This window comes from Micromonospora sonchi, from assembly GCF_014646235.1.
Lineage (GTDB): Bacteria > Actinomycetota > Actinomycetes > Mycobacteriales > Micromonosporaceae > Micromonospora > Micromonospora sonchi.
The window spans coordinates 19,275-32,962 of the sequence record NZ_BMNB01000012.1 but is presented as its reverse complement, the minus strand read 5'-3'; the positions used below and the strand labels follow the sequence as shown (position 1 = coordinate 32,962).

The following is a 13,688-nucleotide window of genomic DNA, read 5'->3' as shown; positions in this document are numbered from 1 at the left end:
GGGGCGATGGCGGGCGGTCACGAGCATCGGGGGTGCCCGGCCGCCCGCCCAAACTGACTACCGGTCGCCGGCGACCATGATGACCTGTGTATCAGCCTCGCTGTCACGTCGGGTGACATCGGTTGTTCGGCGGCCGGCGAGGAATCGTGGGGCCCACCAGTTCGCTTCGCCGAGCAGCCGCATGAGGGACGGCAGGACGACCGCGCGAATGATGGTGGCGTCGATCAGGATCGCGGCGGCGAGCCCCACGCCGAGTTGTTTGAACTCGACGATCGACAGGGTGGCGAAGATGCAGAAGACGGCGACCATGATGATCGCGGCGCTGCTGACCGTGGACGCTGACGAGACGATGCCCTGCTCGATCGCCAGGCGGGTCGGAACGCCGCGCTGGACCGCCTCGCGGATTCGGCTCACGACGAACACGTGGTAGTCCATCGAGAGCCCGAAGAGGATCACAAACAGCATCAGCGGCAGCCAGGACACGACCGCGCCGTTGGAGGTGAACCCGAGCAGATTTTCCGCCCAGGTGTGCTGGAACACCAGCACCAGCAGTCCGTACGAGGCGGCCACGGAGATCGTGTTGAGCAGAACCGAGCTCAACGCCACCACCACCGACCGGAACGTGACGAGCATGACCAGGAACGTCATGCCGAACACGAACGCGACAACCGACGGCAGCGCCGCCGCCATGCGGTCGCGGAAGTCGGCATCGCTCGCGGTACGGCCTGCCACCGCCCACTCCGTGCCTGGGACCCGGCCGACCGTCTCCGGCAGCAGTTCGGTGCGCAGCCGGTGCAGCGACTGGGCCGCCTCGCTGCTGTCGCTGGTGCCCGACACACGGACGGTGGCCAGAAAGACAGTGCCATCGGCGGACCTGCGTACGGTCAAGGCCCGATCCTGGGCGAACCGGCTGTCCCCCTTGATTCGCTTGGAAAGCTCGGCGAGTCCCTGCTCCACCGCCGGTCCTTCGGCGACGCCGGTGCGGATCGCGACGACGTGGCTGGTGCCCAGATCGTTGCTCGGAAATGCCTGAGCCAGGCGGTCGTAGGTGCGCAGAATCGGGATCGAGCGGGGCAGGTCGGTGACGGTCGGCCGCTTGAGGTTCATTTCCAGTGCCGGGATGGCGACGACCACCAGTACTCCGACCGAGAGTACGAACGTCACCAGCGGTGCGCGCAGCGCCGGTCGCAGAACCACCGCCCAGAAGCGGCTGCGCTCCGCTTTCTGGATTCGCCGACCGAGGAAGGGCACTCGTGGCCGGTCCACCCAGCACCCGAGGACGACCAGGATCGCGGGTAGGGCGGTGAGGGATCCGATCACCGCCACCCCGACGACCAGGATCGAGCCGGTGGCCATCGAGCTGAACGTGTTGTCGCCGACCAGGAACAGACTGGCCATGGCGACCATGACCGCGACTCCTGAGACCAGTACCGCGTGCCCCGAGGTGGCGGCCGCGATCTCGACCGCGCTGCGATGGTCACGCCCGCGTGCTCTTTCCTCCCGCTCACGGCGCAGGTAGAACAGCGAGTAGTCGACGCCGACCGCCATGCCGATCAGCAGGATGATGCTGCTTACCAATTCTCCTGCCGGGAAGAGATGCGAGGCGAACTGTGCCAGCCCCATCGCACCGGCCACCGCCGACAACGCCAGCACGACGGGCACTCCGGCGGCGATCAACGCACCGAAGCTGAACAGCAGGATCACCAGCGCGACCGGCACGCTGATCAGCTCCGCCTTGACGAAATCCGCCGTCAGTGTCTCGGTCAACGCCTTGGCCAAGGATGCTGACCCCACCTGTTCCACCCACAGGTCGGGATACCGCTGCTGGGCCTGCGAGGTCACCTCGAGCAGTGGGCCAACCCTCGCGTCAGCGTCGTTCGCCGAACCGGTCATCTCGACCTCGATCAGCACCGCGTCCCGGCCGGGGGAGGCAACCGGGTCAGCGACCTTCGCCACCTCGGGCAGGACGCGCATCCGCGCCGACAGGTCGGCCGCCACAGCCTGCGCACGTTGAAGATCGAGGTTGCCGGTCCGCGCCGTGATCAGGAGACTCTCCGCTGCCGGGGGCTCCGGGAACGCGCCGGCCTGCTCGATGCGGTCCGCGTGGGCCAGCTCCCCGTGCAGGCTGTCCTGCGTGGTGGCCTTCACCGTGCCGACCAGGCTGCCACCGACCACGCTGGCCGCCACGAAACACAGCCAGGCGGCGATCGCAAGCCAGGGATGCGTGGCGCTCCACCGGCCGACCCGCGTGGTGAACGGTGCACGGGCGGCATGCCGCCGGCGGCGTCCCCCGGGCACGCGGTTCTCAACACCCGGCATCATCGGTCATCCGCCGACCGGCGCGAGCTTCCGTACACCCTGCCGCGTACGGCTCGGACCGGATCACCGGGGTGCCCGTACGGCTCGACGCGTGTGTCCGACCCGTACGGTTCGGGCTCGTCGGGTGCCAGTTCGGTCACCATCGCCGATCGCCTTCGCGTCTTGATCAGGCGGAAGACGACGAAGTACGCCACGGCGAGTGCGCACAGCGCGATGACGACCTTCTGGAACGTCCCGGCGTGCGACTCGACGGCGTCCCAGTTCTCCCCGAGCAGGTAGCCGGCCATCACGAACACCGTGTTCCAGATCAGGCTGCCGAGGGTGGTGTAAAGCAGGAACGTGGCGTTCGGCATCCGCTCCACACCAGCCGGAATGGAGATCAAGCTGCGGAAGATCGGGATCATCCGGCCGAAGAAGACCGTCTTCACCCCGTGCCGGGCGAACCACGCCTCCGTTCGGTCGATGTCGCTCAACTTGATCAGCGGCAGCCGCGCCGCGATTGCGCGGACCCGGTCCCGTCCGAACGCGACGCCGACGTAGTACAACGCCATCGCACCCACCACCGAACCAATCGTGGTCCAGGTGATGGCGGCGAACAGGCTCATCTTGCCCTGACTGGCGGCGAACCCCGCCAGCGGCAGGATCACCTCACTCGGGATCGGCGGGAACAGATTCTCCAACGCGACCGCCAAGCCGGCGCCAGGGGCACCGAGCCGCTCCGTCAGGTTGGTCACCAATCCGACCAGATCGCCCTGCGGCGGATCAGGCTCCTGGATCGCCAGGCCAGCCTGCATCGACACGTGCCATGAACGGATCATGCCGAGAACGCTATGAACTCACCGCGGCCCGGACCATGCGGTCGGCCGCCGATCTCAGCAGGTCGACCGCAACCGCCGGAGTGCGGAAAACCACACTCCCCAAGCCCCCAATACCTGCTTCATCACCTCGTAGCGGGCTGTCACTTCTGGTGCCGTTGCCAACAGCGATGGCGCCGTTGTAGTCCGACTTGGCCGTCCCTCCCCTGGAAACTACTCACCCTGCTACACCTGAGTAGCCGTCCGGTGTTGTCGGGGGCTCACGCCACGCCGGCGTTTGAAGGCGGTGCTCAGGGCGAAGGAGCTGCCGTAGCCGACGCGATGGGCGACCGCGCCGACGGTGGCGCCGGGCTCGCGGAGGAGGTCGGCGGCGAGGGCCAGCCGCCATTCGGTGAGGTACGACATGGGCGGTTCGCCGACCAGCGCGGTGAAGCGGCGTGCCAGCGCCGCCCGGGAGACCCCGGCCTTGGCGGCCAGTGACGCCACCGTCCACGGCTGGGCGGGGTTGTTGTGCAGCAACTGCAGGGCCCGGCCGACCACCGGGTCGCCATGTGCCTTGTACCAGGCAGGGGCCTTCGCCCCCGGCTGGGCGAACCACTCGCGCAGCGTGGCGATGAGCAGCAGATCGAGCAGACGATCGAGTACGGCTTCCTGGCCGGGGGCGTCCTTCACGATCTCGGCGGCCAGCAGCGGGATCAACGGGGACTCCCAGGATTTCCGCGGGACGACCAGCAGCGGTGGCAGCGCGTTCAGCAGCCGCTGGCTGACGGCGCCCTGCATCGTGTAGGTGCCGGTGAGCAGCATCGTCGGGCCGTCCAGGCTGTTGCCCCAGGTGCGTACGCCCAGTTGCGTGGTCTCGAACAGTTCCTGCCCGTCCGGGGTGGTGCAGCGCTGGCCCGGGTGGATGATCGCCTGCGGCTTCGTGGCCGGGTCGTCTGCGACGGTGTACGGCCCGGTGCCGCGAATGATGGCCACATCTCCGGAATCGACCCGTACGGCCGCGGTCTCGTCGGAAACGATCCAGGCGTCGCCTCGGACCATGGCCACCAGGGTGAGTGGCGCCTCGTCCTTGATCGCTATCGACCAGGGTGGAGTCAGGATCGAGCGGAGCAGGAAGGCACCTTGGGCTCGGGGCCCGTCAAGCAGTCCGCCAATAGCATCCACGTAGACGATTGAACACAAAGTTGCGTGTCTTGGCTATGTGGCGTCTCGCCAACCCGTATTTCAATTGGGCATATGACGAACGAGCAAGAGCAGAAGTCGATCCTGGTCCTCGGCGGTACGGGCAAGACCGGCCGCCGGATCGTGGAGCGACTGCGAGGCCGTGGAGTGGCGGTCCGGGTTGGTTCCCGGTCCGCCGCGCAGCCATTCGACTGGACGGACCGGACAACCTGGGCGGCGGTGCTCCAGGATGTCGGCGCGGTGTACGTGTCCTTCTACCCGGACCTTGCGGTGCCCGGCGCACCCGAGTCCGTCGGCGCGTTCGCTGATCTCGCGGTGGCGTCCGGGGTGACCCGGCTGGTGCTGCTGTCCGGCCGTGGTGAGGAGGAGGCCCAGGCTGCCGAGAAGCTGATCCAGTCCGCCGAAGTCGACTGGACGATCCTGCGGTCGAGCTGGTTCAGCCAGAATTTCAGCGAGGACTACCTGCGGGACCCGGTACTGAGCGGCGAGGTCGTCCTCCCGGTCGGAACCGTGCCCGAGCCTTTCGTGGACGCCGACGACATCGCCGATGTGGCCGTGGCGGCGCTGACCGAGGACGGACACGCGGGGCAGCTCTACGAGTTGACCGGGCCCCGCCTGCTCACCTTCGCCGACGCGGTCGGCGAGATCGCACGGGCGACGGGCCGGCGCATCGATTTCGTCCCGGTCTCCGTCGAGGAATACACCAAGGCGCTGGACGCCGAAGGCGTGCCGGGAGAGGTCGTCGAGTTGCTGACGTACCTGTTCACGACCGTGCTGGACGGCCGCAACGCCCGGTTGGCCGACGGGGTGCAGCGCGCCCTGGGCCGACCGCCCCGGGACTTCGCCGACTACGCCAAGGCCACCGCCGCCACGGGTACTTGGGGCAGGGAGTAGAGACGAAACCCTCGAAGGAGGGGGCCGTGGGCGTCCGGTCCCCTCCTCACAGTGGGTCACACCCGCCGTCGGCCGCCGATGTCAGGCGGTGGCGCCACCATCGATCACGTGGTCGTGGCCGACGACGTAGCTGGACTCCTCGGAGGCCAGCCAGAGGACGGCGTTGGCGATCTCCTGGGGGTCGGCGACGCGGCCCAGCGGCACGGTCGGGGCGAGGCGGGCGTCACGCTGCTCGCGGGTCTCACCAGGGAGGTAGGACATCGGGGTGTCGATCGGCCCGGGGCTGATGGAGTTGATGCGCACGCCCTGATTGATGTATTCGAGCGCGGCGGTACGGGTCAGGAAGCTGACTCCCGCTTTGGACGTCGAGTAGGCGCTCATGCCGGCCAACCGCCAGTGGGCGCCCAGGTTGGAGGCGGTGTTGACGATGACGCCGCCGCCGTTGGCCGCCATCTGCGCGGTCTCGTACTTCAAAGCGAGGAAGACGCCCGTGAGGTTGACCGCGAGGACCTTGTTCCACACGTCCTCGTCGTGCTCGCCGACCGGTGTGCCGCCGCCCAGAATGCCGGCGTTGTTGAACGCGATGTGCAGGCCACCGTGGCGGGAGACCACGGTGTCGACCATCGCCTTGACGCTTTCGGAGCTGGTGACGTCGACGATGATGCCGGACGCCTTCCCACCCTCGGACTCGATCATCTTGACGGTTTCGTGCACGGCACTCTCGTTGAGATCGGCGACGGCGACGGCCGCTCCCTCCTGCGCGAACGACAGGGCGGCGGTACGGCCCAGCACGCCGCCAGCGCCGGTGACGAGGACGGTCTTGTCGGTGAAGCGATTCATTTCGGTGACTCCTTGAGAGGGATTACTTGGTGCGGTAGGTCAGGATGGCGACGACGGCGAGTACGGCCCCCGTCGCGGCCAGGGACGAGGCGTCGCTGCCAAGCGTGAGCAGGACTGCGAAGAGGACAGTCGGCCCGAATTCCATCGCCGTGTTCAGCGCACCGCCCGCTAGCCCGGTCTGCTGCTGCGGCACACCTTCGACGGAGAGCACGGCGGCACCCGCGAAGGAGGCGGCGGCGCCGGCCGGCAACAGCACGAGACCCGGCAGCAATCCATACGCGTACGAGATGTGCGCATCGAGCCCGGTTAGCGCGAGAAGGGCGAGCCCGGCAGCTCCCATGCTGAGCCCGGCAACCGTGGTGGTCTGGACGCCGTACCGGCCGATGAGCCGTTTTGCCATCCAGCCCGCGGCGATCAGCACGATGGCGAAGGGCACGAAAGCGGCCGAGACCTGCAGCGGTGACCAGTCGCGAGCCTGCTGGAGGTGGAGCGAGAGGACCACGAACGCCATCGAGGTCCCGCAAGCGCTCATTGCGGTAGCCCCGAGGGCGAGGGCCCGCCGCCGGTCGAGCAGGAACCCGGGCGGCAGCAGCGGATCGCCGGTGTGCTTTTCGGCGCACATGAACGCGACAAGCAGCGCAGCCCCGGCGAGCAGTGGTACGAGCACGCCGGCCGACAACCAGGGGCGGGCGTCGGTGACGACGAGCCCGTAACTGGCGAGGGTGATCCCGGCGGTGGCGAGCAGAGCGCCCGACAGGTCGAGAGACCTGCCCCGACTCGGCGCGGTTTCCGGCAGCAGCCGGGGTGCAAGGACGAGGGCCGCGACCGCCACCATAAGCGGTACGGCGAAGACCCAGCGCCAGGACAGCAGCGCCGAAATGACGCCGGAGAGCAGGTTGCCTGCGGTCGCACCGAGTACCGACAGCCCGCCCCAGGTGGCCAGCGCCCGACCGTACGCCGTGGGCGCGGGAAAGACGGCGCGCAGCACGGCCATGGCGGCCGGCGCGACGAGAGCCGCACCCGCGCCCTGCGCGAAGCGCACCGCGAGCAGTGTCCCGATGCCGGGGACGAGCGGGGCCACAGCCGAGGCGGTGGCGAAGATGACGAGGCCTGCGGTGAGTGTTTGGCGCCCGCCGCAGCGGTCGGCGAGGCGTCCGCCGAAGAGCAACAGCCCGGCAAAGGTCAGTCCGTATGCCGCGCTGAGCAGGATCAAGTCAGCGCGTTCCAGGTCGAACTCGCGTCCGATGCGGGGTAGCGGCACGAGGATCGCGGTGAGCGTGAAGATCAGTGTCGTTTGGACACTGCCGAGGAGGAGGAAGGCGTATCGATGGCCCACTCCGGTGGCGCGGGCAACGTCCGTGGCCGCCACGCTCTCCTCCTTTTCTTGACCGATCGGTCAATTATTTAGGCGTGCGGAAGTGAACCCAATTAGTTCAGCGAGTGTGGTTCAGCCCAGCAGCGCTAGCGCCTGCTCGGCCGCGTCGCGCACTCGGGCGGGATCGTTCGACGCCTTGCCGACGATCCGTAAACCCTGCAGCAGGACGAACAGCATGCGGGCCAGTGCGCGCGGGTCATGATCCTCGGGCAACTCGCCTTGAGCCTGTGCTCGCGCAAGGGCGGAATGCAGCAGGGTTTCGACATGCTCCCAGCTGATCTCCACCCGCCGGGCGGCAGCGGGATCGTGCGGAGCCAGCTCGGCTGCCGTATTAGTGATGAAGCAACCACTCGCGCGCTTTTCGGGAGAGGCGGCTTCGGCGGCAAAGCGGCGCACCATCGCCCGCACCGCAGGCAGTGCGGGGCCCGGCTGAGACAGCTCGGCCAGGAGAGGTTGGTTTCGCATCTCGGTGTACCGGTCCATAGCCTTCAGGTACAGCTCGTGCTTGCTGCCGAAGGTTGCGTAGATGCTGGCACGGCCGATCCCGAGGTGCTCGACGAGGTCTGCCATCGAGGTCGCTTCGTAGCCGCGCCGCCAGAACAGCTCCAGGGCCGACTGCAGCGCGGCGTCCGGATCGAATTCCTTGGTCCTGGCCACGCCGCAGACGATAGACCTTTCCAGACCGATCGGTCAAGTTAGGTTATGCGGCAGGTCGTCAGCGTCACTGGCCTCGGGCGATCGTCCGGCGTCGGTGGATGGAGCCTGACGCACGCGGCAGTAACCCATCTGCCAGCCCGAAGGATGCAACGACCCCTGCCATGACAGCAGGTATGCCCTGCCCTACACGGACCTCTCCGCCAACGCGTCTTCGACGGTCACACCAGATCCAACGACTCACTCAGTCCCAGTGAAACTACAACCATGTAATTCGCGGACGGGCCCTTACGCGTTGGCGGGGTCTTCACCGGCGGCAGGTAGATAGCAGTCGCTGAGAAGTCCGACGGCCAGGTGATCGAGGCCCTTCGTGGTGGTGAGGGTGACCGTGATCGCCGTCTGCGGGTCGCGGGCGGCCAGCGCTCCGCGGGTGCCGTCGGCGAAGGTGCGGTCCTCGGTGATCTCGTATCCCTGTTGCCGTAGCGTCTCGCGGATCTGGGCGAGTGTGGTGATCTGATCGGCCGGCGCGACCCGCAGGTTGGCGGAGGCGCCGAGGTACCACCGGCCGTCGTCGGCGGTTTCACCGCGGCGCCCCTCACAGGGCACCGTGTTGGTACTCCAGTTGTCCAGCGGGCTCCCGGCGGCGTCGGCAACCGCATTGGCTCGGGTCTGTATGAGGTGACGTATCTCGGCCACCGCTTTGGTCTGCATGGGCTCGTCCTTCCCCTTCGGGCTGTCGCCGTCGCTGGTGCAGGCCGCCAGTACCAGGGTCAGGGCGAGCGCGATGGTGGCGGGCAGTCGGTGTCTGCGCTGCCTGATGTGTGGGGTCGTCACGGTGCCTTCCCGTGTTCGAGCACGGCGGTGTCGTAGTCGCCGATGATGACCGCTGCCTGCGAGTCCAGAATCTGACTGTTCGGGCTCCAATAGCCGCTGTGGCCGGAGGTGTCGACGTCCAGGACGTTGGCGCCGAACTCGGGCAGATGCGGGCCTGGTCCGTGGATGCCCACCGCTCCCGCGGCCGCCCATCCACCGATCAGGGGTACGCCAGTCAGCCAGCGGGCGTTGTCCTCGGGACGCGCGACGAGGGTGTCGTCGCCGGCGGCGCCGACCCAGACGTGCCGTGGGTCGACGTTGAACTCGTTGGCGCTGTCGACGCGCATGCCTGGGCTGCCGACCGCGATGATGTCGTCGGCGGCGAGGCCGTCACCGGTGCTGGCTGCTTCTCCGAGCACGGTGGAGCCGTAGCTGTGCCCGATCACGGTCAGGCGGGAATGGCCGCCGTCGTGTGCGGCACGCAGTCCGTCGACGAAGCCGTCGAGGGCGCGGGCGCCGGCTTCGGACTTGCCGCCGAACGGGGCGGTGACGATGTCCGTGCCGATCGACGGGGTGTCGTAGCCGAGCCATGCCACGACGGCGACCGGTGGGCCGGTCGGGTCCTGTCCGATTGCCCTGTCCTGCAGGAGGCTCGCCCGGTTGATCAGACCGCGGATGCCGTCGAGTTCCGTTCCAACGCCCGGGACCAGCACCGCGGTGTGCCCGGCGGTGTCCGGGTTGCCTAGAGCAACGGCTGCTTTCCCGTCTCCCATCGGGTCGACTGATAGCAGGTACAGGCGTTTGTGTGGTGGCGCGTTCTCCGCGGCTTCGAGTTTGTCCAGCAGCATCAGCGCCGTCGTGTACTGCGAGCTTTGCCCGCTGCTATGCACATTGACGTTGTCGCCGATGAAGGTCCGCAATGCCAGTTGGTTCGCCGCGTCCCGGTCGGTGGCGGGGAGGCCGTCGAGCGCGCCGATGCGCTGCGGGTATGCGGTGAGGTAGACCTGTCGTTCGTCGTCGGACAACCGGCTCCACCACGCGTTGGCCTCGGCTGGGCTGCTGCCGGGGGCCGGGATGTCGCTGTCGTCCAGCCCGAGGGCCGCGGCGGCGGCCAGGGCTCCCTGTTGGGCTTTGTTGTACTCCCAGGGCCGCTGCCCAGGGAAGGCCGCCTTCACCTGGGCCAACGCCCGGGCGACCCGGTCGTCGGACTCGGTGGCGTCGGCGACGATCCGCGCGATGAGGTCGGTGTAGATGGCGGCGTTCTGCCGGTCCCTGTCGTGTAGCAGGGCGGCGTCCGGATCGTTCCTGGCCGCAGGCGGGATCGGTGGAGGAGACACCCGTCCGTTGTCGTCGACGGTCAGACCCACACCGCGGGCAGCGTTCGCTGCAGCAGCCAGCCGCCGCTGCAGATCATCGAAGTCCTCCGCAGCGGAGCGCAACACACTGGCGGCGGTGCGGGTCTGCAGGCTCGCCACTCGAACTCGTCGTCGAGCACATCGAGCCGATCCATCGCCGCGTTCGCCGCCGGCCCGGCCCAGCCCGAGGCACGCAACGGCCCGGTCAGCTCAGCACCACACCGCTGTTCCAGATCCGCGCAGGCCCGCGCCAACTCCGTCCAGGCATGAGCGGCGTACCGCAGCGGAGCGACGTGCGCATCCCGTAGGTCCGCGTAGGTGACCATCGGACCCTCACCGGCCGCGAATGTCGAACCGGGCGGCGGCCGTGCTGTCGCTGTAGCGGTAATCCCTCGCACACTCGTTGAACGCCTCGCTCAGGGTCGACAGGTATCCCATGAGTTTCCTCAGATCGTCCTGCCAGGACACCGCCACCTGCTCCAGCGCTGCCCGGGTGCGCCACCCCGGCAGGCCCGCAACCGCCGCCAGCGTTTCGTCATCAACGTCCGCAGCGCTGCGTCGCAAGCCGTCGCGTAGGTCCCCGCAGACAACGCCTGCTTTTGTCAGCACCTCCGGATCGACCCGCATTTCTGTCACCTGCTGGCCTCCCCCGCTCACGCGGTGAACATACCGTAGTCACGCGCCCACGCAGCACCAGTTGATCGACCGTTGTGGTTCGATTCGATTCCAGCTGACAAGTGGTTCCTTGCCCCACGGGCACCAAGGCATCTTGCCAGCGAACGCGATCGCGCCAGTCATGCCCACACGCGGGGAAGTCGCCATGCCATCTCGGCCGTCGTCGCATCCTCACCGAGTCATTGTGATTGCCCGGCCAGGAACACGCGGCTTGGGAACGGTGTGCCGCTTGGCACCGACTGCGTGATTTACCAGGCCAAACGGCAGACCTTACGTCCAAAGCATTTTTGATCATTCCGCACCTGTTTCTGATTTTGCGGTGGCGGCCATGGAGATCTATACCGTGGTCTCCTCGGGCTGCCACCCGCGACGCGCTCAAGCGACTCGGCCAGACGCTCGACCAATGACTGCAGCGATCAGGTCCTGGATGCGCTTGATCAGCTTGCGGTCCGTGTGACTGAGGTACTGGCTTCACGCCGTCGCGGTGAATACCAGCCGCACGCGGCGTCCCGCCGGGCGTCCGGGTCGGTCAACTACCGCTCGGCCGTGTCGCCCTGCTCAAGCTCCGCGATCGAGCGGCGGAGCGCGGCGGCGTTGCTCGGGCTGCGCAGGAGGTACTCGGTCTCCTTCAGCTGGGTGAAATTCACGGTCCGCATGACCACCTCCAGGGCCGGTACAGAAGCTCGTACCACGGGTAGGCCTTGCTGCCTCACTCCTGGCCGATGCTGCACTTCGCTGCTGTACGCCGGGATCGCGGCTCAGCCAGCGCGCGGAAGGGCCTCTGACCTGCGGAGGAGTGGGCCGCCGGGGGCTCGAACCCCGAACCTACTGATTAAAAGTCAGCAGCTCTGCCATTGAGCTAGCGGCCCGCCGAGCCACAAGGCTACCCGAGTCCCGGGCGACGAGGCGCGCGGCTGTCCGAACAATCGGTCTCCCGCAGCCCGTCCTTGCCACGTTCGGGCGTCTGCTGCTGGACCCGGAGGGCTCCGGCCGAGTCTCGCCGCCGGGCCGGCGTCGCTACCCGCTCCGGCCCGATCCTTCCATCAGCGGCGACCGCCAGGCGGCCGGGTCGGTCGGATCGTCCGGCGCCGCCCGGAACAGGACGTAGTGGCGCGGCGCCAGCGCTGTGTGCCGGCCCGGCAGCGCGGCCAGGCAGGCGGCATGCGCCTGTTCCGGGGTCGTCACCGACTCGCTCGCCACCAGGTACGCGACGAGCTGCCGGCCGTCCCGCTCCGGGAGGAGCAGCGTGCGTCCCGGGCCGAAGGTGTCGGCCAGCATCCGCCGCATCTCGGGGAGCTCCACCCAGCTCGAATCATCGTAGCGCCAGTCCGGCCCGGACGGCGGCGGCGGGACCGCCAACGCCCGCGCCAGCGCCGTGTGGTCCAGGTCGGACTCGGCGGCCAGCACCAGCACCCGCTCCACCGCGCGTAGCATCGACTCGACGGCGTCGGCCGACACTCGGCTCGTGTCGCCGGTCCAGAGCCGCAGGTCCATCACGTCGTCGTATTCTCGCAGGTCGAAGCGGAGAAGGGTGAGGGTGCGCCGCATCGACTCCCGGGACACGGTGGTGGCGGCCAGTGCCGAGCGCGGCTGCTCGGCGGTCGGCGGCGGGCGCTCGTCGGCCCGGTCCACCATCGGGCTGTTGAACAGCGGCTCGAAACTGAAGTGGATGCCTCGCTCCGAGCTGACCCGGCGGTCGATCTCGACGCGCCGGTCCACGTCGTACATGCCCCGCTCGCTGGCGGCCACCACCGCCAGCCAGGCCCGCCGGATCACTTCGTCGAAGTTCGCCGTGCCGACCGTCACCCGGGTCAGCACGGTCTGCACCAGCGTGCCGACATGGTCGCGCAGATGTCGCTCGAACCGGTTGCTGGCAAGCGTGGGGAAGACCACGTCCGGCGAACCGGTCCGCTGGGCGAGCAGCGCGCAGACGGCGGCGAGCACGGCGCTCGGTCGGCTGCGGCCGGTACGCGCCGCCAGTCGCCGCAGCGCCAGGGCCGCCGCCGGGGACCGCAGGTTGACGGCGACCGACTCGCCCGTCCCGGTGCCGCGCGGCGCCGGGTACAGGCAGGCCGGCATCTGGTACAGCAACCCCTGGCGGTAGCGCAGCGCACGGTCCACCCGGCGGCGCAGCCTCGGCTCACCCTCCTGTAGCGCCTGGTCGACCGGCTGGTGGCGCGGCGGGCCGGGCACCCGGGTGGCCGGGTCGCCGATCATCTCGTAGAAGTCGCGGCCCAGCAGTGCCATTCCCTGGAGGTCGACGACCAGGTGCGAGAGCCGTACGTGGCCGGCCAGCACCTGCCCGTCGCGCATCGCCAGCACGACCCATATCGGCAGGTGCCCGGGACCGCAGCCCAGGCCGGGCGCCCACCGGCGTTCCAGTTCGGCGGCGACGGCGTCCCGGTCGGCCGGTTCAGACCCGCCTGATCCGACGTGGTAGGTCGCGATCGGCAGCGCACCGCTGCCCAGCACCCGCTGTCGCGACCGGTCGCCGAGGTCGAACACCGTGCGCAGCCCTTCGTACCGGGCGATCAGGGCGGCGAAGGTGTCCACCACGTCGGCCAGGCGGGTGCCGTCGGGGAAGACCAGCGCGCTGCCGAGCGTCGTGTCGAACGAATCCGGGGCATCCTCGATCCACTTGAGGATGTTGAGCTGGCCGAGGGTCAGCGCGCTTTCGCGGGCTCGCAGGCCGGCGAAGCGCACCACCGCGTCCGGCCCGGACGTCAAGCCGGAACGCCGCGGCTCCAGCACCACGCTTCCGCTCAT

At 68.7% G+C, this 13,688-nt stretch carries 12 protein-coding genes and 1 tRNA gene; 1 reads left to right on the top strand and 12 read right to left on the bottom strand.

The genetic code is table 11. The features are described 5' to 3' along the window. Positions 1-57 precede the first annotated feature (57 nt). The 3 genes from IEY61_RS14590 to IEY61_RS14580 form a co-directional block, all read right to left on the bottom strand. Positions 58-2,322, bottom strand: a complete 2,265-nt coding sequence (locus tag IEY61_RS14590) for an MMPL family transporter (RefSeq protein WP_229705908.1) — start codon at positions 2,320-2,322, stop codon at positions 58-60. Further along, positions 2,319-3,137, bottom strand: a complete 819-nt coding sequence (locus IEY61_RS14585) for a DedA family protein (RefSeq protein WP_189044462.1) — start codon at positions 3,135-3,137, stop codon at positions 2,319-2,321. Before IEY61_RS14585 ends, IEY61_RS14590 begins: the two co-directional genes overlap by 4 nt. A 222-nt stretch (positions 3,138-3,359) precedes the next feature. Continuing rightward, positions 3,360-4,298 (bottom strand): AraC family transcriptional regulator, encoded by a 939-nt coding sequence (locus tag IEY61_RS14580; RefSeq protein ID WP_189044461.1) that lies wholly within the window; start codon positions 4,296-4,298, stop codon positions 3,360-3,362. A gap of 72 nt (positions 4,299-4,370) precedes the next feature. On the opposite strand from IEY61_RS14580, the gene IEY61_RS14575 reads away from it, so the two are divergent. Beyond that, the gene (locus IEY61_RS14575; protein WP_189044460.1) at positions 4,371-5,210 is read left to right on the top strand and encodes an NAD(P)H-binding protein; all 840 of its coding nucleotides are present in this window, start codon (positions 4,371-4,373) and stop codon (positions 5,208-5,210) included. A gap of 81 nt (positions 5,211-5,291) precedes the next feature. Here IEY61_RS14575 and IEY61_RS14570 read toward each other — a convergent pair whose 3' ends face one another. From IEY61_RS14570 to IEY61_RS14535, 9 genes are all read right to left on the bottom strand, one after another. Continuing rightward, the gene (locus IEY61_RS14570; RefSeq protein ID WP_189044459.1) at positions 5,292-6,050 is read right to left on the bottom strand and encodes an SDR family NAD(P)-dependent oxidoreductase; all 759 of its coding nucleotides are present in this window, start codon (positions 6,048-6,050) and stop codon (positions 5,292-5,294) included. Positions 6,051-6,072: 22 nt separating this feature from the next. Further along, positions 6,073-7,419 carry an MFS transporter gene (locus IEY61_RS14565; protein ID WP_189044458.1) on the bottom strand — a complete coding sequence of 449 codons (1,347 nt, stop codon included), beginning with the start codon at positions 7,417-7,419 and terminating at the stop codon, positions 6,073-6,075. Between the two features lie 78 nt (positions 7,420-7,497). Further along, entirely contained in the window at positions 7,498-8,082 is a 585-nt protein-coding gene (locus IEY61_RS14560) for a TetR/AcrR family transcriptional regulator (protein ID WP_189044457.1), read from the bottom strand. 285 nt (positions 8,083-8,367) lie between these two features. Then, positions 8,368-8,913 carry a hypothetical protein gene (locus IEY61_RS14555; RefSeq protein WP_229705907.1) on the bottom strand — a complete coding sequence of 182 codons (546 nt, stop codon included), beginning with the start codon at positions 8,911-8,913 and terminating at the stop codon, positions 8,368-8,370. Then, positions 8,910-10,367, bottom strand: coding sequence for an alpha/beta hydrolase (locus IEY61_RS14550; RefSeq protein ID WP_229705906.1), 1,458 nt, complete (start codon positions 10,365-10,367; stop codon positions 8,910-8,912). Before IEY61_RS14550 ends, IEY61_RS14555 begins: the two co-directional genes overlap by 4 nt. A 213-nt stretch (positions 10,368-10,580) precedes the next feature. Further along, complete coding sequence (locus IEY61_RS14545; protein WP_229705930.1) at positions 10,581-10,874, bottom strand: WXG100 family type VII secretion target; 294 nt, start codon at positions 10,872-10,874, stop codon at positions 10,581-10,583. 581 nt (positions 10,875-11,455) lie between these two features. Beyond that, the gene (locus IEY61_RS31800; protein WP_268240647.1) at positions 11,456-11,578 is read right to left on the bottom strand and encodes a type II toxin-antitoxin system Phd/YefM family antitoxin; all 123 of its coding nucleotides are present in this window, start codon (positions 11,576-11,578) and stop codon (positions 11,456-11,458) included. A 141-nt stretch (positions 11,579-11,719) separates the two neighbouring features. Beyond that, positions 11,720-11,791, bottom strand: a tRNA-Lys gene (locus tag IEY61_RS14540). 148 nt (positions 11,792-11,939) lie between these two features. Further along, positions 11,940-13,688, bottom strand: a complete 1,749-nt coding sequence (locus tag IEY61_RS14535) for a condensation domain-containing protein (protein WP_189044455.1) — start codon at positions 13,686-13,688, stop codon at positions 11,940-11,942.

Bases quoted from the DNA above. Each gene is read 5' to 3' on its own strand.
- IEY61_RS14590 (WP_229705908.1), bottom strand. From the start codon at position 2,322: ATGATGCCGGGTGTTGAGAACCGCGTGCCCGGGGGACGCCGCCGGCGG.
- IEY61_RS14585 (WP_189044462.1), bottom strand. From the start codon at position 3,137: ATGATCCGTTCATGGCACGTGTCGATGCAGGCTGGCCTGGCGATCCAG.
- IEY61_RS14575 (WP_189044460.1), top strand. From the start codon at position 4,371: ATGACGAACGAGCAAGAGCAGAAGTCGATCCTGGTCCTCGGCGGTACG.
- IEY61_RS14570 (WP_189044459.1), bottom strand. From the start codon at position 6,050: ATGAATCGCTTCACCGACAAGACCGTCCTCGTCACCGGCGCTGGCGGC.
- IEY61_RS14545 (WP_229705930.1), bottom strand. From the start codon at position 10,874: ATGCGGGTCGATCCGGAGGTGCTGACAAAAGCAGGCGTTGTCTGCGGG.
- IEY61_RS31800 (WP_268240647.1), bottom strand. From the start codon at position 11,578: ATGCGGACCGTGAATTTCACCCAGCTGAAGGAGACCGAGTACCTCCTG.
- IEY61_RS14535 (WP_189044455.1), bottom strand. From the start codon at position 13,688: ATGAGCGGAAGCGTGGTGCTGGAGCCGCGGCGTTCCGGCTTGACGTCC.